This window comes from Thauera sp. (assembly GCF_035444905.1).
Lineage (GTDB): Bacteria > Pseudomonadota > Gammaproteobacteria > Burkholderiales > Rhodocyclaceae > Thauera.
Window position 1 is genome coordinate 1 of record NZ_DAOMPS010000076.1, and the last position, 14,050, is coordinate 14,050.

38 protein-coding genes and 1 pseudogene are annotated in these 14,050 nt (G+C 67.8%); 12 read left to right on the top strand and 27 right to left on the bottom strand.

Annotated features, from left to right (window positions below; translation table 11 throughout):
- The 12 genes from PLC66_RS20525 to PLC66_RS20580 form a co-directional block, all read left to right on the top strand.
- Window positions 1–206: hypothetical protein (locus PLC66_RS20525; RefSeq protein WP_324543984.1), on the top strand; the 206-nt coding region annotated here is incomplete at its 5' end.
- 102 nt (window positions 207–308) lie between these two features.
- A complete protein-coding gene (locus PLC66_RS20530) occupies window positions 309–557 on the top strand; it encodes a hypothetical protein (RefSeq protein ID WP_324543986.1) in 249 nt (82 codons plus the stop codon).
- Window positions 558–678: 121 nt separating this feature from the next.
- Window positions 679–1,008 carry a hypothetical protein gene (locus tag PLC66_RS20535; RefSeq protein WP_324543989.1) on the top strand — a complete coding sequence of 110 codons (330 nt, stop codon included), beginning with the start codon at window positions 679–681 and terminating at the stop codon, window positions 1,006–1,008.
- On the top strand, window positions 1,005–1,184 hold the full coding sequence (locus PLC66_RS20540) for a hypothetical protein (RefSeq protein ID WP_324543991.1): 180 nt from the start codon (window positions 1,005–1,007) through the stop codon (window positions 1,182–1,184). The genes PLC66_RS20535 and PLC66_RS20540 overlap by 4 nt, the downstream gene beginning before the upstream one ends.
- Window positions 1,181–1,741 (top strand): glycoside hydrolase family protein, encoded by a 561-nt coding sequence (locus tag PLC66_RS20545; protein ID WP_324543993.1) that lies wholly within the window; start codon window positions 1,181–1,183, stop codon window positions 1,739–1,741. The genes PLC66_RS20540 and PLC66_RS20545 overlap by 4 nt, the downstream gene beginning before the upstream one ends.
- A complete protein-coding gene (locus PLC66_RS20550; RefSeq protein WP_324543995.1) occupies window positions 1,738–1,944 on the top strand; it encodes a hypothetical protein in 207 nt (68 codons plus the stop codon). The genes PLC66_RS20545 and PLC66_RS20550 overlap by 4 nt, the downstream gene beginning before the upstream one ends.
- Window positions 1,945–2,042: 98 nt before the next feature.
- Window positions 2,043–2,267, top strand: a complete 225-nt coding sequence (locus tag PLC66_RS20555) for a hypothetical protein (protein WP_324543997.1) — start codon at window positions 2,043–2,045, stop codon at window positions 2,265–2,267.
- Window positions 2,264–2,551: a ubiquitination-like system serine protease family protein gene (locus PLC66_RS20560; RefSeq protein WP_324543999.1), complete on the top strand. Its 288-nt coding sequence runs from the start codon at window positions 2,264–2,266 to the stop codon at window positions 2,549–2,551. The genes PLC66_RS20555 and PLC66_RS20560 overlap by 4 nt, the downstream gene beginning before the upstream one ends.
- Window positions 2,545–2,688: a hypothetical protein gene (locus tag PLC66_RS20565; protein WP_324544001.1), complete on the top strand. Its 144-nt coding sequence runs from the start codon at window positions 2,545–2,547 to the stop codon at window positions 2,686–2,688. The genes PLC66_RS20560 and PLC66_RS20565 overlap by 7 nt, the downstream gene beginning before the upstream one ends.
- Window positions 2,688–2,822: a hypothetical protein gene (locus PLC66_RS20570; protein ID WP_324544003.1), complete on the top strand. Its 135-nt coding sequence runs from the start codon at window positions 2,688–2,690 to the stop codon at window positions 2,820–2,822. The genes PLC66_RS20565 and PLC66_RS20570 overlap by 1 nt, the downstream gene beginning before the upstream one ends.
- 19 nt (window positions 2,823–2,841) lie before the next feature.
- Window positions 2,842–3,102: a hypothetical protein gene (locus tag PLC66_RS20575; protein ID WP_324544005.1), complete on the top strand. Its 261-nt coding sequence runs from the start codon at window positions 2,842–2,844 to the stop codon at window positions 3,100–3,102.
- A gap of 181 nt (window positions 3,103–3,283) precedes the next feature.
- Window positions 3,284–3,466, top strand: coding sequence for a hypothetical protein (locus PLC66_RS20580; RefSeq protein ID WP_324544007.1), 183 nt, complete (start codon window positions 3,284–3,286; stop codon window positions 3,464–3,466).
- Here PLC66_RS20580 and PLC66_RS20585 read toward each other — a convergent pair whose 3' ends face one another.
- The 27 genes and pseudogenes from PLC66_RS20585 to PLC66_RS20715 all read right to left on the bottom strand — a co-directional run.
- Window positions 3,467–3,811 carry a hypothetical protein gene (locus PLC66_RS20585; protein WP_324544009.1) on the bottom strand — a complete coding sequence of 115 codons (345 nt, stop codon included), beginning with the start codon at window positions 3,809–3,811 and terminating at the stop codon, window positions 3,467–3,469.
- Between the two features lie 150 nt (window positions 3,812–3,961).
- Window positions 3,962–4,543 (bottom strand): hypothetical protein, encoded by a 582-nt coding sequence (locus PLC66_RS20590; protein WP_324544011.1) that lies wholly within the window; start codon window positions 4,541–4,543, stop codon window positions 3,962–3,964.
- Between the two features lie 4 nt (window positions 4,544–4,547).
- On the bottom strand, window positions 4,548–5,552 hold the full coding sequence (locus PLC66_RS20595) for a tyrosine-type recombinase/integrase (RefSeq protein ID WP_324544013.1): 1,005 nt from the start codon (window positions 5,550–5,552) through the stop codon (window positions 4,548–4,550).
- The gene (locus tag PLC66_RS20600; protein ID WP_324544015.1) at window positions 5,543–5,773 is read right to left on the bottom strand and encodes a helix-turn-helix domain-containing protein; all 231 of its coding nucleotides are present in this window, start codon (window positions 5,771–5,773) and stop codon (window positions 5,543–5,545) included. The genes PLC66_RS20595 and PLC66_RS20600 overlap by 10 nt, the downstream gene beginning before the upstream one ends.
- Window positions 5,770–6,117: an HNH endonuclease gene (locus PLC66_RS20605; RefSeq protein WP_324544017.1), complete on the bottom strand. Its 348-nt coding sequence runs from the start codon at window positions 6,115–6,117 to the stop codon at window positions 5,770–5,772. Before PLC66_RS20605 ends, PLC66_RS20600 begins: the two co-directional genes overlap by 4 nt.
- On the bottom strand, window positions 6,114–6,383 hold the full coding sequence (locus PLC66_RS20610) for a hypothetical protein (protein ID WP_324544019.1): 270 nt from the start codon (window positions 6,381–6,383) through the stop codon (window positions 6,114–6,116). Before PLC66_RS20610 ends, PLC66_RS20605 begins: the two co-directional genes overlap by 4 nt.
- Window positions 6,376–6,615 (bottom strand): hypothetical protein, encoded by a 240-nt coding sequence (locus PLC66_RS20615; protein ID WP_324544021.1) that lies wholly within the window; start codon window positions 6,613–6,615, stop codon window positions 6,376–6,378. The genes PLC66_RS20610 and PLC66_RS20615 overlap by 8 nt, the downstream gene beginning before the upstream one ends.
- Complete coding sequence (locus PLC66_RS20620) at window positions 6,612–6,791, bottom strand: hypothetical protein (RefSeq protein WP_324544023.1); 180 nt, start codon at window positions 6,789–6,791, stop codon at window positions 6,612–6,614. The genes PLC66_RS20615 and PLC66_RS20620 overlap by 4 nt, the downstream gene beginning before the upstream one ends.
- A 7-nt stretch (window positions 6,792–6,798) precedes the next feature.
- Entirely contained in the window at window positions 6,799–7,071 is a 273-nt protein-coding gene (locus PLC66_RS20625; protein ID WP_324544025.1) for a hypothetical protein, read from the bottom strand.
- Entirely contained in the window at window positions 7,061–7,453 is a 393-nt protein-coding gene (locus tag PLC66_RS20630; protein WP_324544027.1) for a hypothetical protein, read from the bottom strand. Before PLC66_RS20630 ends, PLC66_RS20625 begins: the two co-directional genes overlap by 11 nt.
- A complete protein-coding gene (locus PLC66_RS20635; protein WP_324544029.1) occupies window positions 7,443–7,718 on the bottom strand; it encodes a hypothetical protein in 276 nt (91 codons plus the stop codon). Before PLC66_RS20635 ends, PLC66_RS20630 begins: the two co-directional genes overlap by 11 nt.
- Window positions 7,708–8,265 (bottom strand): hypothetical protein, encoded by a 558-nt coding sequence (locus tag PLC66_RS20640; RefSeq protein ID WP_324544030.1) that lies wholly within the window; start codon window positions 8,263–8,265, stop codon window positions 7,708–7,710. Before PLC66_RS20640 ends, PLC66_RS20635 begins: the two co-directional genes overlap by 11 nt.
- Window positions 8,253–8,573 (bottom strand): hypothetical protein, encoded by a 321-nt coding sequence (locus PLC66_RS20645; protein WP_324544033.1) that lies wholly within the window; start codon window positions 8,571–8,573, stop codon window positions 8,253–8,255. Before PLC66_RS20645 ends, PLC66_RS20640 begins: the two co-directional genes overlap by 13 nt.
- On the bottom strand, window positions 8,566–8,907 hold the full coding sequence (locus PLC66_RS20650; RefSeq protein ID WP_324544035.1) for a hypothetical protein: 342 nt from the start codon (window positions 8,905–8,907) through the stop codon (window positions 8,566–8,568). The genes PLC66_RS20645 and PLC66_RS20650 overlap by 8 nt, the downstream gene beginning before the upstream one ends.
- Window positions 8,904–9,308: a hypothetical protein gene (locus PLC66_RS20655; protein ID WP_324544037.1), complete on the bottom strand. Its 405-nt coding sequence runs from the start codon at window positions 9,306–9,308 to the stop codon at window positions 8,904–8,906. Before PLC66_RS20655 ends, PLC66_RS20650 begins: the two co-directional genes overlap by 4 nt.
- Window positions 9,305–9,655 (bottom strand): hypothetical protein, encoded by a 351-nt coding sequence (locus PLC66_RS20660; RefSeq protein ID WP_324544039.1) that lies wholly within the window; start codon window positions 9,653–9,655, stop codon window positions 9,305–9,307. Before PLC66_RS20660 ends, PLC66_RS20655 begins: the two co-directional genes overlap by 4 nt.
- Entirely contained in the window at window positions 9,652–9,855 is a 204-nt protein-coding gene (locus PLC66_RS20665; RefSeq protein WP_324544041.1) for a hypothetical protein, read from the bottom strand. Before PLC66_RS20665 ends, PLC66_RS20660 begins: the two co-directional genes overlap by 4 nt.
- Entirely contained in the window at window positions 9,852–10,256 is a 405-nt protein-coding gene (locus PLC66_RS20670; protein ID WP_324544043.1) for a hypothetical protein, read from the bottom strand. The genes PLC66_RS20665 and PLC66_RS20670 overlap by 4 nt, the downstream gene beginning before the upstream one ends.
- Window positions 10,253–10,444, bottom strand: a complete 192-nt coding sequence (locus tag PLC66_RS20675; protein ID WP_324544045.1) for a hypothetical protein — start codon at window positions 10,442–10,444, stop codon at window positions 10,253–10,255. The genes PLC66_RS20670 and PLC66_RS20675 overlap by 4 nt, the downstream gene beginning before the upstream one ends.
- Entirely contained in the window at window positions 10,441–10,743 is a 303-nt protein-coding gene (locus PLC66_RS20680) for a DUF968 domain-containing protein (protein ID WP_324544047.1), read from the bottom strand. Before PLC66_RS20680 ends, PLC66_RS20675 begins: the two co-directional genes overlap by 4 nt.
- Window positions 10,740–11,243, bottom strand: a complete 504-nt coding sequence (locus PLC66_RS20685) for a hypothetical protein (RefSeq protein WP_324544049.1) — start codon at window positions 11,241–11,243, stop codon at window positions 10,740–10,742. The genes PLC66_RS20680 and PLC66_RS20685 overlap by 4 nt, the downstream gene beginning before the upstream one ends.
- Window positions 11,240–11,419, bottom strand: coding sequence for a hypothetical protein (locus PLC66_RS20690; protein ID WP_324544051.1), 180 nt, complete (start codon window positions 11,417–11,419; stop codon window positions 11,240–11,242). The genes PLC66_RS20685 and PLC66_RS20690 overlap by 4 nt, the downstream gene beginning before the upstream one ends.
- Window positions 11,416–12,069: a lambda exonuclease family protein gene (locus PLC66_RS20695; RefSeq protein ID WP_324544053.1), complete on the bottom strand. Its 654-nt coding sequence runs from the start codon at window positions 12,067–12,069 to the stop codon at window positions 11,416–11,418. Before PLC66_RS20695 ends, PLC66_RS20690 begins: the two co-directional genes overlap by 4 nt.
- On the bottom strand, window positions 12,062–12,868 hold the full coding sequence (locus PLC66_RS20700) for an ERF family protein (protein ID WP_324544055.1): 807 nt from the start codon (window positions 12,866–12,868) through the stop codon (window positions 12,062–12,064). The genes PLC66_RS20695 and PLC66_RS20700 overlap by 8 nt, the downstream gene beginning before the upstream one ends.
- Before the next feature lie 102 nt (window positions 12,869–12,970).
- Window positions 12,971–13,396 (bottom strand): hypothetical protein, encoded by a 426-nt coding sequence (locus PLC66_RS20705; RefSeq protein WP_324544057.1) that lies wholly within the window; start codon window positions 13,394–13,396, stop codon window positions 12,971–12,973.
- Window positions 13,393–13,593, bottom strand: coding sequence for a hypothetical protein (locus PLC66_RS20710; protein ID WP_324544059.1), 201 nt, complete (start codon window positions 13,591–13,593; stop codon window positions 13,393–13,395). The genes PLC66_RS20705 and PLC66_RS20710 overlap by 4 nt, the downstream gene beginning before the upstream one ends.
- Window positions 13,594–13,700: 107 nt before the next feature.
- Window positions 13,701–14,050 (bottom strand): annotated as a pseudogene (locus PLC66_RS20715) (hypothetical protein); the annotation flags it as partial.

Genomic DNA, 14,050 nt, shown 5'->3' on the forward strand with positions numbered 1-14,050 from the left:
CGTGGACGAACGCAGCGGACAACCTGCCGCGTTCGCTCTGGTTCGGCAGCGTCCACCCGCTCACCGGCGACGTGATCATGGATGGGTCGCTCGGGCGGCAGGTTCTGCCCCCGCCGGCCGGATACCCCAGCGTCACCTACAAGGGCGCGCTCTCCGCCCAACTCGCGGCGTTCTACTCGGCCAACGGCTTGCCACCCAAGTTCTAAACAGAAGGGAAAACCCATGACCGCACCGGTCCAGTATCTCGACATCGACGCCGTGCTCCCGGCCATTCCGAAGGTGATCCAGTCGGCGTCGATCAAGTCGCGATGACCATCCCCGAGCCGTCCTCGCGCCATGCGACGTCGCGGGCCTGGAACTGGAACACGGTCCTCTCCGCCGTCACCCTCGTGACCGTCATTTTCACGGCCGGCAGCTATTGGGCCACCACCCGCGGCGACATCAACGAGTTGAAGGGGTGGCGCTCCGAGCACATGGCAGCTTTCAGTCTGCCCTCGCTCGTCGACCACCTGCGCGCGCTGCCGGGCGGCGAATACTACGCCGAGGCGAAGCTGTGATCCTGACGGCCTCCGGCACCTAAGCCGCAATCCCGACCACCCCCGCCTGCGGGGCCTGTCCCCGCACCATCGGGACCGGCAGGCCCCTCGATAATCGCCCCGCGAACGAGGAGGTTCCCCCTTGATTGTAGACCTCTGGGCTGACCTCGGGAAGCTCTGGCCTCTCGTTGCGGCATTCGTGACAGGCGTCGTCGGCTACGTGCGGATGCAGATGCGCCTCTCCAAGGTCATCGAGACCCAAACCGAGATCAAGCGCGACATGGGCGCGATGGAGGCGAGCATGAACCTGCGCCACGCCGCAGCGGAGAGCAGGCTGTCGGAGGCGGAGATCGCGCAAGCGCGGATCGCGGAGCAATGGACGTCACTCCGGGAGTGGCTGGCGCGGGTGGAGAAGACGCAGGACGCCATGGACCAGAAGCTCGACCGGTTGATCGAGAGAGACAAGCGATGACCGCGCGCCTCCGCGGCTACCTGGCCGGGCTCGACCATCGCACGCCAGAGCCGCCCCGCGGCGCGCCCTATGCCGAGCGGTTCGGGTTCGCCGAGGGACGCCTCGATCTCAACCGGTCCCCTAGCACCGCGGCCCGCATCGTGCGGGAGAGCGACAATTTGGAGGTGACGCGATGACCCGTGACGATGTGCGCGCTGTGCAGCGGCTACTCCGCGCGCTGGGGCGCGACGTGGCCATCGACGGCATCCTTGGTCCTGAGACAAGGGCGGCCCTCAGTGAGGCGCTCAGGACCGCTACGGGGGCAATGCGCACGTCCGACACCGGAGTGGATCTCATAAAGGAATTCGAAGGCTTCCGGGCCATGGCCTATCTCGACGCGGCGAACGTGCCAACCATCGGCTACGGCCATACGAAGGGCGTCAAGCTCGGACAGGCCATCGCAGAGGCCGAGGCCGAGGCGTTCCTGCGCGACGATCTCGCAGACGCCGAGGGCGCGGTTCTGCGGCTGGTAAAGGTGCCGCTGAGCCAGAGCGAATTCGACGCGCTCGTCTCGTTTACCTTCAACGTCGGGCAAGGCAACCTCGGGAAGTCCACCCTCCTGCGGAAGCTGAATGCCGGCGATCGTGCCGGGGCCGCCGCAGAGTTCGGCAAGTGGGTGAACGCGGCCGGTCGCCAGCTCGCCGGCCTGGTGCGCCGCCGGGAAGCCGAGCGGAACCTGTTCCTCTCGGAATGAACGCGCGCCCTCCGCTCAAGCGTTTCGCGATCTTCCGCGGCTCGCGAAAGCGGATGGTCTATGGCGTCGTCTGGGAGGCGGTGGACGATGCCCGGAGACGGCATCAGCCATATAATCTCCCGGCCCTGGAAGAGGCTGCCGAGTGCGCGCTGCTCTGGCTGGAGTGCGTCGGGCTCGAGGTCAAGCTGGCGCTGAGAAGGTAAGGCGCGGGGGCTGACGATTCGAGGTCCGATCAGCGGCGCTCAAGGCGCTCTCCCCGCCCGCGAATACTACCCAAACCACCACCAGAAGGAACCCCCCGATGAAGATTGTCGGTTATGAAAAGGCTTGGGCCGCGCTCCTCAGCGGGGGCATGGTCTCGGCCGCAACCACCATCTCCCTCTGGCTCGTCTCCCTCACCGGGGCCGTCGCTGCCCCCGACGAGGCGACCATCGCCGCGGGCGTGACCGGCGTTGTGGCGAGCCTCTTCGCGGCTGCGGGTGCGTTCATTGCGACCAACAGCGCGCCCGAGAAGCCCGAGCCATGAAGGCTGTCCTCGCCGCCGGCATTGACGAGCTGCGGTCGGCGGATCGCCAGCCGGGCATGATCGAAGTGAACCGCCGAGCTGACGGCAGCATTGGCGGCCTGCACTTCATCTGCCCGTGCGGCTGCGGGCGCGAGGGTTACCTCCCGGCCAGCGGCCATGGCCACCCGTCCGAGTGGGATTTCACCGGCCCGGATGACCGCCTGACAGCGCGTCCGTCCGTCCTCCAGGTCGGGGGGTGCCGGTGGCACGGGTGGCTCACCGAGGGCGAGTGGGTCGCGTGCTGAGGCTCCTCGTCCTCCTCCTCGCCCTCGCCGGCTGCGCGGGGACGAACGACCGCTGCGCCGAGGCGGCGGCGATCTATGACACGCTGCCGGAGCGGACGGCGGTGGACGCGGGGCTCGTCGTCGTGGCGTGCATGTGATGCCGATGCTCTGGATCATCACGCTGGCCTTCTGGCGCTGGTGGGCGGAGGAGGCGTTGCGCATCACCGGCCCACATCAAGCCGGGTTGACGTGGCCGAAAGGCCGATCCGACAACGACAAGGCGAGCACATGAAGCATCCCAGGCGGCTCCGATGATCCAGGCCGCCACGCTCTCCTACGACGATGTGGCCGACAAGATGCGCGCCATCGTCGCTCGGGATGCGGCCCCGCCGGCGTGCTGGATCATCACCGTGCCCGAGACCAACCGTGGTGTCGCGTGGCAGTTGGCGCTCGCCGGGCTTTGGGCCAATGCCACGTTCAACGCCGAGAGCCGGTTGCGAGTGCTGTTCAGCGAGCTCGCCAAGATGGAGGGGCGCCGCGTGATCGTCCTGATCGGGGTCCGGCGGGCATGACCCCGTCCCCTCACGACATCGCCCGCGCCGAGGCTGCGGCCAAGCGCCGCCGCGCGGTAGACGAGCGGCCCGAGATCGCGCTGGACGACGAGCCGAGACCGGGGTGGCCGTGGGCGGCTGGCGCGCGAAATGGACCACTGAATCTGACCCGACTCGACCCCCCACCCCTCTGAGGCAAGCCATGTCCCCGAAGATCCCCGGCGACGACCCGCTCGCGCAGGTGCCGACCATGCACCTGAGCCGCGGCGAGGAATTGCAGATGGGCGACGAGCCGCCGCGCCGGCCGTGGCTATTCCGCTGGTGCCTCGTCGGGGTGGCGGTCGTCGTGGCGATCTGGCTGAGGGCTAGGAGGGCGGGGCTTTAGTCAGCGCCTCGGCTTCAACTGGACCACGGCCCCCACTTCAACCCCGGCGTCGTATGCCTTTGCCCACTGAATCCAGTCGCGCGACGCTGGCCGCCATCCATTCGTCGCTAGGCCGCGAATGGTGTGCTTGTGCGTCGGCTTGCCGTACTCCCCTCCCCGCCGAAGGATTGCGACCCCAACGTACTCCTTAGCGTCCACCGGGTCGTACCACCGATCCGTGACGATGCCGATCTGGATCACTCGGTCAGGGTCTCGTTCGTCGCGCCCGCCCCAGATGCGCGCGCCGCGGTGCGCCGGCATCTCAAGCTGATCGCCCGGCTGAATGTCCTCGAAGCGTCCGCTCATCCTCTCCTCCTATCCATCAGCGCCGGGGCTTTGCCAACGCGCCCCGCAAGCCATTGATGCGCGGTGCGCGGTTCTTGGCAAAGCATTCGTCCATCCGTATTGATAGCGTTGAAATGGCGAAATCCGCCCGAGGTCGCCACCCCCTCTGTTTTATCCAGTCTCGTCAAGTGGTTCCTCGTTTTGACGGCCTGACTTGGCAAAGGGGTTTGCCACGTTTCGGCGCGCGACGGCGCGGCAAATTTCCAGGTAGACATCATCGCCGTAGTCGGACAGCGCGTTGTTCACAGCGGCGAGGACGACGCGGACGTTGCCGCGAACATAACCACGGCTGGAGTCGATCCGGTCGATGCTCGGCCGGAACGGGTTCCTCTTTCCGCCCTCCCGTTTGAGGTCGAAGAGGAGACCACTGAGGGCGCAGCGCCCGCCGTTCTGAGACACCAAGTCCGCCACATAGTCGAGGTCGATGTCAAACTCGTGGCCCCTCTCGCGCGACCGGCGCAGGCATTCCATGAGCGTCGCTTTGAACCGCGTCCATTCCCAGAGGAACGGACCTTCCGCGACACGCTTTCCCTTCGTCGCGGCTGCCGCTGCTACGGATGCCCTTTCATAAGCGACCTGGAATGATGGATCATCGGGTGGGGGCAAGGGAATCAAACCGTTGCCAACCCGGCGATAGTAGTAGGTTCGACCGCCAACGGTCGACCGCTTAATGCCTGGGGGCAAATCCTTCACTGCCCTAATCCCCTTCCAGCAGCCGGCGACGGTTCGCGGCGCGGGTGTATCGCTCCACCTCCTTGAGCGACAGATGCCCGCTCCAAGCTCCGATCTTCTGTGGGCTGGCGTCGATCATGTAGAGCTCGATTGCCCGCGAGGCGCGCAGGCCGTGCGCCGTCCGGTCCAGCCCAGCGGCGCGGGCATTCGCGGCCATCCACTGCGAGATACCCTTCTGCGAGCGGGGCGCGCCGTAGGCCGTGACGATGAAGGTCAGGTCTTGGTGGCCTTCGAGGCAGGCGAGAAGCATCTGCCGGTCCGGCTCGAAGCTGGCGCACCAGCCCGGAAGCGGGCAAAGCGTCGGGATTGCCACCTTGCCGCCTGTCTTCTCCTGCGTGTAGCAGAGCCAGCCTTTCCGGTCGATCATCTGCCGCCCGAGCGTGCGGGCATCGATGCACCGTGCGCCAGTCCAGAAGAAGAGCTCGAAGGCAAGGCGCTGCGGCGTGCCGATAGGCCAGTGCGCACGATAGGCGGCAACGTCCGCCTCGTTCCAGGGCTCGTGCGCCTCGCCGGCCTCCTTCGCCTTTTCGACTTCCAGGGCGGGACTCGTGACAATCCACCCGTCCCGCACCGCGATCTTCAGCATCGCGCGCCAGACCTTCCGGCGGTTGTTCGCCGCGGCTGGCCCCATCCCCTTCAAGTCCGCATAGATGTGCTTCGGCTGAAGCGCCCTCACCGGGGCGCTCCCGCGCTCATCCTCGATCTTGGCAATGATGCGCGACTGCACCTGCCTGGTGCTGGCCTTCATGGCGAGGAAGCCCGGCGAGAGCCTATAAGCCTCGCACAGCGCCGCCACGCTTCCGGGCTCCCTCCGTCCCGGCTTGGGCTTCGGTCCGCCACCCGCCGCCTCGTATGCGGCGAGGAAGCCGGGATCGCTCGGGTCGGGCAGGCGCACGTTCCCGCCCGGCGTGCGGCGATAGTAGTAGGTCTTGCCGTTGACCGTGGTCTGCTTGATCCCGGTCAACGGCATCCGAAAGCCTCGTCGGCTGCGCGTCGGTCCGCCTCCCCCTCGCCCTCATAGGCCAGCGCGTCCGCATAGGCGATCAGGTCGCGCTGGTCATAGAGTCGCTTCGCCCCGAGCATCCTGCGCGGGATGCCCAGCTCGCGCAACTTCGACGGCGAGACGCCGAGGAAGGCCGCAGCGGCTGGCTCAGGTAGCAGGAGCGGGGTGAAGGCGACGGTGTAGCTCATACGAACATCGGGCAGTGCGGCATCGCGAAGCCGCACTCGATCATGGCCTGGTGAAGCTGACGCCCCCGAGGGCCGCGCTTTTCCGCGAGCCGCCACCACTCGGGGACTTCCTCCATCACCCGCCGCCACGCATCGAGGCTCATGTCGCCCTTCATCTGGTTGCAGGCGTAGCAGGCCCAGACGATCCGGTTCGACTGGTCGCCCCATCGCCGGGACTTCGGGTGGACATGATCCCGCGTCGGCGCCCGGAACGGATCGTGGGCGACCATCTTCCGCCCGCACCACGCGCAGGGCGTTCCAATGGCAGCTTGTCGCTGGCTCAGGTCGCGCGGGTGCTGGCTCACGTCTCCCGCGCCTCCGATGCGCCGGGGCCGCGCCAGCCCGGCACTTTCCCTTCGATCCGCCCGACCATATCCCAGCTCGGGACGGCGCTCTCCCAGCCGCAATCAGCCCGAGGGCCGCGCGCACCGCATGAACCGCAGCGGACCTGATAAGGGAGGAAATCCACCCGGTCGGGCGTGTACCAAAGCTCGGCGGTGTCCTGCTGACAGAACGGGCAAATGCCGACCTTGCCTTGCGCGTGCTCGATTTCGTACTGCCGCTCAAGCATCCCGCGCCTCCCGCTCGGGCATCTGGAACATCTCCACCCGCCCGGCCTCGACCGCGTCGGCGAGCGCCCGCAGCCCGGCTGGCGTGATCGCGGCGAAAGAGCCGTCCGTCCCGTGAGCGCGCATCAGCCCAAGGGCGCACAGGCGGCGTGATGTGGCGGACGCCACCACCAGCGCGGACGATGTTCCGACCGTGCGGAGAAGGGCGAGCTGCTTCGGGCCTAGGCGGGTCACGGCTTCCCGGCCTCCAGGAGCGCGGCGGCGACAGCCTCGGCGATCGCCATGCACCCCGGTTCGTCGCAGTCTGGATTCGGCCACGGCTCGCCGGGGAAGTAGGTCCGATCCCAGCACGGCGGCTCGCCGAGGAAGGCGCACTTCTCCTGACAGATCGCGCGGGCGATGCGGTCCACGTCACGCTCAGGCATCGGGGATCTCGGGCATGTCCGCCTCCCACTTGGCCATGCCGTCGTCGTCGGCGATGGACATGACTGCGATCCGCACCTTGCGCGACCCCCTGCGCTCGGCGGCGACGTGGAAGCGGAACTCTCCCTCGTCGCGCAGGCAGAACAGCGACGCATCGTCCGCGTCCCATTTCCAGCCGCCAGCTTGGCGCAGCATCGGTGGCAACCGCAGCACGGTCTCGGGTATCGCCCAGACGAGGGCCTCGCGGGTTTTGGCTTCAACGTCCATCGGTTGCGTCTCCCGTGCCGAGGGCGGCGCGGGTCGCGTCAGCCAGCGCAACCATCGCCATGACGATCTCGCTCACGTCCTCCGCGACCTCTGGCGGCGGATCGTATGCGTCAATCGTGGGCCAGTAGTCGGCGAAGACCCGCAACTTGCGCAGGCGGTCCTCGTCGGCCGCAATAGTTTCGGCTGCGATCCTGAATGCGGTGATGACCGAGTCGGTGCGCCCCGGCTCGGGGCGGGGCATCCAGCCGGCGGCGAGATCGGCAGCCGCAGCATCCGCGATCGCCCGCATGGTGGATCGCGTGACGAACTGATCCTCGGTGACGGCGACGAGGGCGTCGAAAAGCGCGTCGTTCAGTGCCTCGCGCTCGCGGTCAGTGCTCATCGGGGGCTCCTGGCAGAAGATCGGGGTGGATCACGACGACATCCCGGGTCAGGCCAATGGCTGCACCGGATAGACGATAGGCTGCCGGGATGCGCCGCCTCCCTAGACGCTCCACCATCTCGCGCATGTCGTCGGTGCGCGGCTGGCCGGTGGGGAGGCCGGTGGCGTAGGGGTTAACGCGAACCTCCGGCGGAGGCGGGCCGATCTCCTTCTTGAGACGCCGCAGGTCAGCGAGGAGCTTTTCAAGGGTGAGATCACTCGGCATCGGGGGCTCCTGTGTTGAGGGCGGCGCGGAGACATGCGGCAGCGTCGGCGATGCACTGCCCCCGCACGGCATGCGTCAGCCGCTCCCAAGAGCATCCCGATCCTGGTTGATCCCATATGGCACGCGCGCCCTTCCCCACCATCGCCTCCCACTCCGCGCTCCCCGGCTTGGGGCGGGGCATCCAGCCGGCGGCGATGACAGTATCAGCGTGGAACAGGCACTCGTCCCATAGGCGCGACTGGCGGGCGAAGTCCTGATTTGCAACCGGCCCTTCGCGGCGATCGTACAGCAGCCGGGCCAGCGCCTCGCGCTCGCGGTCAGTGCTCATCGGGGGCTCCTTGGGCTCAGCGAGGTAGCCGAAAGCATCGAGAGCATCGTCTTCTCCGATGGCATGGCGCGCCACGTCGCGTTCGGCCTTCAGCCGCGCGACCTCCGCCTCCAGCTCGGCGATGCGAGCAGCAGCTTCAGGCCCGTCAGGATTGCGATACCAGTGCGTCCCATCGTCCCCGCCCTCGACGGCGCGCAGCCTCTCGATCAGGTCAGCCACGGTCGTCTCCTCCGGTAAGGGCTACCTCCTGATGGTGCGTGTAGCGGAGCTTTCGCCTCCACGCCGCATTGTGATCCGCGAGCAAAGAAGTTCCCCTCGACATCGCCCTTGCCGACCATGCGCTTCGCCACCGTGAGCAGGTCGCGTAGCTCGTCATCGAGCAATTCGCGGTTCAGAACGTCCGGCTGCAACGGGTGGTAGCTGTCATACCCGTGGCGGAGGATTTTCCCCACGATCTGAACCACCTCGGCGGCTTCCTCCGCGAGCATTGCCAGTCGCTCAGCTTCGGCGTCAGTGAGCTTATTCACGGTCGTCTCCTCCGGTAAGGGCGCGCTCGGATTCGTTGGCGGCGGCACGCAGGGCCATGATCAGGTCCGGCAGTCCATCCGAGGTGAACCGGAACCGAGCGACCGCATCAGCGAAGATGTCAGCCAGCGTTCGGGCCTGCGCGCAGGTGAGGGCGAACGTCCGGCGCTCCAGGTGGACGACGACGAAGGGCTCCCCATTCTTATCGGCAGCGGCCCGCAGGGATACGTCGCCCCCAGTGGGCAGTGCCTCATATGCGCGGATGAAGGCGATCGGATCGGTTTCGATGGTTCCCGGTACATCGCCCATCGGCGCTGGTTGCTGGCGCATCGTCACGGCTCTCCTCCGGTCAGGGCGCGCAGGGCGGCGCGGGCAGCGGCACCGGACTGGCTCTCCGGTGTTGTGGTAAGCGAGAAGTCCCAACCCTTGATGATCTCGCCGCGGATCGCTTCCGCCACCCGCTCCTCCGCATCCGGCGGGATGACGACGACGCGGGAGCCGGGCGGGAGGGGAGAGAGGGCGCGGATCTCGGCGGCACACTCGCGGAGCAACGCCGCAGAGCTTCGGAACCCAAGCTTCCGATGCTCGTCCGCCTGAGCGTCCAGCCACGTCGCTGCCCGCATGTCTTGTTGCGCCCCGGCCTCGCACTCGGCACCGCCGGCCTGCCGGACGGCTTCGAGCCTGGCCTCTTCACGCTCCGGGCGATCAGCGCGGTCGTCATGGGGGCGGTCGGTCATGCTCGCCTCCGGAGAGCCAGGAACGCGGCCGCACTGGCAAGGAGAAGCCAGCCTGCGGCCGGCAGCGGCACCGGCGCCACGCTGGCGCCCGTGAGCCCGAAGCCGTCGCCAGCGGCGTCCCGCTCGGCGAGGACGGCCGTCAGAGCGACGTTCCCGCTCCGATCGTTGATGGCGAGGACCGCAGCAGCCGCAAGGGCATGGCACCCCGGCTCGTCGCAGTCCGGGTTCGGCCACGGCAGGGGCTTCCCGTCGCCGTCCTCGACCAGGAAGCACGGCGGCTCTCCTCGGTAGGCGCACGTCTCGCGGCAGATCGCTCGGGCCAGCGCCTCGTGGGTGTCGTCGTTCATTCCATCATCCCCCACCCGCATTCGGTGCAGCGCATGTTCAGGTGGTCGCGCTGGCCGGCCAGAGCGGCCTCGCACTTGCCCTTTGCGCCGCAGGACGGGCACCGGCAGCGCCCATGGCGGATGCCGCGATCCTGCATCATCCGCTTGATGCCGCCGGCCGCCTTGATCGCCTCCCAGGTGGCTTCCAGATCAGCGGTCATGTCGTCACCTTCTCGCCGGTCACGGTTGCATCGGACCACCGCCACGGGGACTGTCTATCCCCTCGCCCGGCCAACACCTTGCCGGACTTGCCGACCGGAACGAGCCGCGGCCAGCCCTCGCGGGTGATCTTCACCGCATAGCGCCCGCGCCGCTTGTCCATCGCGGGCGTGCACTCGATGATCGTCTCCATCGGAGCGATGCCGTAGGCAGCCATCTCTGCCATGGTGGAGGCAGCGCGGGCTTCGCAGAACTTCTTCTCGGCCGCCCACACACGCGGCAGGTGCTTGGACGTCGCGGCTTTGACCGCGGCGCGTTTGGCCTCATACGCGCGAGACAGGGCTTCTTTCGCCTGCCGTTCGCGCTTCTTCGCGGCCTCGATGCGAATCTCCGCGCGGGTCACGGCTTCTCTCCTTCGGTGGCCCGGACCACGCCGGCAGCGAACGTGCTGTTGATCGGCCTGCGCGGGCATAGTGGGCTCATGCACGTCTGCTCGGCTGTCGGCGGGCAGATGCAGCCCATGGGGGTGGCGAGGATGCGGGCGATGCGCAGCCGTTCGGCGTGGCGCGCGGCGGGGGTGCGGCGGGTCATGGCCTGCCTCCGATGGTGTTGGCGCGGAGGCGCTCGACGGCAGCGCGGGTCGGCTCAATGAGCGCATCCTCAGGGCCGTAGATCGATGCCCACAGGTCGGGGTGGTCGTGCCGCATCTGGTGGTGGATGCGGCACAGTGGAATTGCATCGCGATCCGGAGCCTTGCGCTGCGAGTATCGCCCGCTGATCGGGTGGTGGGCCTCGACCGGCCATCCCCCGCAGCACGCGCAGTTGAGGTCGCGCACGAGGGCGAGGTAGGCAGGATCGCGCTCGGGGCGGGCTGGCTTCGGGTGCATCATGCTGCCGCCCTCGCCAGCAGTTCCTCGATCCACCCGAGGACCGCCGTCTTTGACTCCTGAAAGACCTTAGCACCCATCGACCGGACGCTCTGGCTATGCGGGGTGTAACAGCGAACGACCGAACCGCTCACCTTGACGATGCAGTAGCCGTGGGCCAGCGTTGCCATTCGCGAGATGGAGGCGCCAACCCGCTCGGCAGCTGCTTTCGATCCCGCGTCAATCGTCTCGCAGTCGGCATAGCCAGTCTCGATCAGGGCATGCTTGCGAAGGGTCTCGGCGCTCTTGGCGTAGGGCATCTCCGAGAGGTGATCCGGCAGCGTCTGCCACAGGTCGGCGATGGTGGCGAATTGATGAGCATGGCTGCGCCAGCTCCGCTCGTTCTCTACCGCCATCATCACGATCTCGCCCTCGCCGAAGCGGTCGCGGGCGATGCGAAGCTGATACGGGGTCGCCGGGTTAAAGGCGCGACCATCGAAGATGCACTGGATGCGGTCGCTCATCCCCAAAATCCCCCGGTGAGCCGCTCCGTCACGAGATCGCGGACGCGCTCGTAGGGCACGCGCAAATCAGCGGCGACGACCTCGATTGAGGTGCGATCCGTCATGCCGCGGCGGCCGATGCGGCTGGCCTCCTCAATCTCCCAGCGGCGGACGATCACGTCGTCGGTGATCTTCATGCCGCGCTCTCCCGGAAGGCTCGCCGAGCGGCATCTGGGTTGCCATAAGCGCGAACACGCGCGACGATGCAGTCGAGTTCCTCGTTGAAGGCATCGACCGCGTGGGAGAGGTTCGTGATGTAGTCCTCGTCGCGGCACGCTCGGTAGATTTGCAGAGGCATGCCCGGAAAGTAGATCGCCAAGTCGCACCACTCTCTTTCGGAGATCCACAATTGCCCTTGCACCTGGGCGACGTGCTCGGGCGGGAAGTCGTCGCGGAGCATGGCCTCGATCCAGAGGTGCGGGGCCTTGCTCTTGATTTCCAGAAGCCCGTCGTCGCCGATCATGCTGTCCGGGGAAGCCCCCGCCCGGCCGTTGCGGACGAAGCCGATGGGGGCCGGGTCGCAGTCGCGCATGAACGCATAGGCGGCGCGAGCCTCGGGCTCTACCGCGTGGCCGCGCTCCATGTAGCCGTTGCTGTAGCTCTCGGTCGGCTGGCCGGTGATGATCTCGCCGGCCAGCTTGTGCATGTAGGTGCGGCGGGTCTTGCTCTCTCCGCCGCCCCTTCCGTTCGCCAGCACAGTGCCGAACATCGAAGCCGTAGGGATGCCCCGCCGAGCCTCGATCCACTCGGGCGTGTTCTGGTCAATATCGAAGAAGAACTCAGGCACCGCTCGGACCCTTCACGACCGGCTGAGCGATCTTCTGCCAGAGCATCGCTCGGGCGGCGTCGAACTTGGCCGCCGGCAACTCTTCCAGCGTCATGCCCGAAGCGCAGCCGAGTGCGGCGAGGAACTTCGCAACGTCCGCGCCAGCCCTCTCCGCCAAGTCGTTCAGGACGCGCCACTGGTCCTCGGTTATCGTTCCGGTCGGGCCGTCCTTCGCGTTGCCGTCGCCGTCGTCCATGAATGCGAGGTCCAGCGCGCTCGCCTTGAGGTAGCGGCGACCATAGGTCTGAGTGCTACCCTTGGCTTGGATCGCGGTCTTGTTCGCCCTCCCCTGCGACCCGGTGGCGTCGAGGGGGAAGTCGTCCTCATAGGCGCGCTCGTGCCCTTCGCAGTGACCGATGGTCAGGCGCATGCGGATGCTGCCTTCGGGTGCTCCGGGGATCGGTGCTGCCGTAGTGGAAAAGCCGTGCGCCGTCAGGATCGGCGTCACGATGCGCTCGATGTCGGCGAGGTCGGCATAGGTCGATCCGGTGTGCGTATTCTTCCGCCCCCGGACGATTGGACCGACTTCGGCCTGCACCTTGGAGAAGTCTCTGAGCCACGCGCGCTTGGCATCCTCGGCACGGTCCTCGCGGTCCATGCGCCGCATGCGCTCCTCCTCGTCAGCGCGCATCTTGAGGAGCGCCTGCATCCGCTCGACGTCCACGCTCGGGTCAGAGGCGATCCTCTCAATGACCGAGAGGATGTTCGGGGCGGGGACCGGCGCGGTCTCGGCGGGGATGATCTGCGGTGCGGTGCTCATCGGTCTTTCCTCTCGGTTGTCGCCCCCGGCGGGCTGGAGGTTCCGCCGGGGGCTGGGCCGGGCTCGCCCAGGGGGGATGAGGCGGCCCGGTGTTGCGTCAGGTCACATCCACCCTGCGAGCTTGGCGACCGTCATCAGGATCAGCGCCCACAGGGCGAGGCTGATCGGCAGGCCGTAGAACATGCCGCGCATCAGGCGTGTCCGGTGATGCTGGCGATGAAGCCGGGGTTGGCCTGGATCGGCTCGACGGTGATGCTGGTTTTGAGGGCGGCGGGCATTGGTTGGAAATCCTTTCGCCGGAGACTGCGCCGCTCCGGCTCGGCAGGAGGAACTCAGGATTCGACGCTGGCGCGGAACGCCGCGCGCTGGCTGTCGAGGGGTGAAGGACTGGCGCAGCGCGATCTCCGCGTCAGACAGATCGCGCAGCAGCTCTCTGGCCTCGTAGGCCGGGATGCCGGCCTCGATCATCCGGTCAAGGACGCGGGCGGTGACGTTGCGCATGTTGTCGAAGGCATCGGCGAAGGTCATTGCCGGCCCTCCTTGGCGTAGGTCGCGCCCGTCATGCGGACGAGCGCGAGACGGTCGGAGCCGCTTGCGACCGCAGCCGCAGCGGCGCGGTAGCGGCCCACATTCTCGGCCATGCGAGCGTTGAGGTAGGCGGTAACCGGATCGGCATCCTCGACGGCGGCGCGGAGGGCACGCTGGTCGGAAATCAGGATTGCCATGTCTGCCTCCATTAAAAGGGCTGGCCTCTGGGATGCCGCCCCATGCCGGTGCGGCACTGCCACAGGTCAACCGATGATCGCAGCGCCGACCGCCCGCATCTCGTCCATCACGCGGCCTCCACCGGCTTGCCGCCGCTGAGCGTGTACCAAACGCCCGGCTTGATGCCGTCGCGCCCGGCGATCCCGGCCCAGACGGCAATGATCCCCCAATCTTCGTTCCGCTCCGCGAGGAAGATCGCGCAGCCATCCGCTGCCATCGCCCTGCCGGCATAGCCGCTAGCCATCGCGGCAGAGTGCTCGCCGGTCGCCGAGGCCGCGCCCCAGCTGCCGGTCGCCGAGGCCGCGCCGCTGTAGCCGGTCGCCGAGGCCGCGCCGCTGTCGCCGGTCGCCGAGGCCGCGCCCCTGTCGCCGGTCGCCGAGGCCGCGCCCCTGTCGCCGGTCGCCGAGGCCGCGCCCC

Bases quoted from the DNA above. Each gene is read 5' to 3' on its own strand.
- PLC66_RS20530 (WP_324543986.1), top strand. From the start codon at position 309: ATGACCATCCCCGAGCCGTCCTCGCGCCATGCGACGTCGCGGGCCTGG.
- PLC66_RS20540 (WP_324543991.1), top strand. From the start codon at position 1,005: ATGACCGCGCGCCTCCGCGGCTACCTGGCCGGGCTCGACCATCGCACG.
- PLC66_RS20545 (WP_324543993.1), top strand. From the start codon at position 1,181: ATGACCCGTGACGATGTGCGCGCTGTGCAGCGGCTACTCCGCGCGCTG.
- PLC66_RS20550 (WP_324543995.1), top strand. From the start codon at position 1,738: ATGAACGCGCGCCCTCCGCTCAAGCGTTTCGCGATCTTCCGCGGCTCG.
- PLC66_RS20555 (WP_324543997.1), top strand. From the start codon at position 2,043: ATGAAGATTGTCGGTTATGAAAAGGCTTGGGCCGCGCTCCTCAGCGGG.
- PLC66_RS20560 (WP_324543999.1), top strand. From the start codon at position 2,264: ATGAAGGCTGTCCTCGCCGCCGGCATTGACGAGCTGCGGTCGGCGGAT.
- PLC66_RS20570 (WP_324544003.1), top strand. From the start codon at position 2,688: ATGCCGATGCTCTGGATCATCACGCTGGCCTTCTGGCGCTGGTGGGCG.
- PLC66_RS20575 (WP_324544005.1), top strand. From the start codon at position 2,842: ATGATCCAGGCCGCCACGCTCTCCTACGACGATGTGGCCGACAAGATG.
- PLC66_RS20580 (WP_324544007.1), top strand. From the start codon at position 3,284: ATGTCCCCGAAGATCCCCGGCGACGACCCGCTCGCGCAGGTGCCGACC.
- PLC66_RS20585 (WP_324544009.1), bottom strand. From the start codon at position 3,811: ATGAGCGGACGCTTCGAGGACATTCAGCCGGGCGATCAGCTTGAGATG.
- PLC66_RS20595 (WP_324544013.1), bottom strand. From the start codon at position 5,552: ATGCCGTTGACCGGGATCAAGCAGACCACGGTCAACGGCAAGACCTAC.
- PLC66_RS20600 (WP_324544015.1), bottom strand. From the start codon at position 5,773: ATGAGCTACACCGTCGCCTTCACCCCGCTCCTGCTACCTGAGCCAGCC.
- PLC66_RS20610 (WP_324544019.1), bottom strand. From the start codon at position 6,383: ATGCTTGAGCGGCAGTACGAAATCGAGCACGCGCAAGGCAAGGTCGGC.
- PLC66_RS20625 (WP_324544025.1), bottom strand. From the start codon at position 7,071: ATGGACGTTGAAGCCAAAACCCGCGAGGCCCTCGTCTGGGCGATACCC.
- PLC66_RS20630 (WP_324544027.1), bottom strand. From the start codon at position 7,453: ATGAGCACTGACCGCGAGCGCGAGGCACTGAACGACGCGCTTTTCGAC.
- PLC66_RS20635 (WP_324544029.1), bottom strand. From the start codon at position 7,718: ATGCCGAGTGATCTCACCCTTGAAAAGCTCCTCGCTGACCTGCGGCGT.
- PLC66_RS20655 (WP_324544037.1), bottom strand. From the start codon at position 9,308: ATGACCGACCGCCCCCATGACGACCGCGCTGATCGCCCGGAGCGTGAA.
- PLC66_RS20660 (WP_324544039.1), bottom strand. From the start codon at position 9,655: ATGAACGACGACACCCACGAGGCGCTGGCCCGAGCGATCTGCCGCGAG.
- PLC66_RS20665 (WP_324544041.1), bottom strand. From the start codon at position 9,855: ATGACCGCTGATCTGGAAGCCACCTGGGAGGCGATCAAGGCGGCCGGC.
- PLC66_RS20675 (WP_324544045.1), bottom strand. From the start codon at position 10,444: ATGACCCGCCGCACCCCCGCCGCGCGCCACGCCGAACGGCTGCGCATC.
- PLC66_RS20680 (WP_324544047.1), bottom strand. From the start codon at position 10,743: ATGATGCACCCGAAGCCAGCCCGCCCCGAGCGCGATCCTGCCTACCTC.
- PLC66_RS20685 (WP_324544049.1), bottom strand. From the start codon at position 11,243: ATGAGCGACCGCATCCAGTGCATCTTCGATGGTCGCGCCTTTAACCCG.
- PLC66_RS20690 (WP_324544051.1), bottom strand. From the start codon at position 11,419: ATGAAGATCACCGACGACGTGATCGTCCGCCGCTGGGAGATTGAGGAG.
- PLC66_RS20700 (WP_324544055.1), bottom strand. From the start codon at position 12,868: ATGAGCACCGCACCGCAGATCATCCCCGCCGAGACCGCGCCGGTCCCC.
- PLC66_RS20705 (WP_324544057.1), bottom strand. From the start codon at position 13,396: ATGACCTTCGCCGATGCCTTCGACAACATGCGCAACGTCACCGCCCGC.
- PLC66_RS20710 (WP_324544059.1), bottom strand. From the start codon at position 13,593: ATGGCAATCCTGATTTCCGACCAGCGTGCCCTCCGCGCCGCCGTCGAG.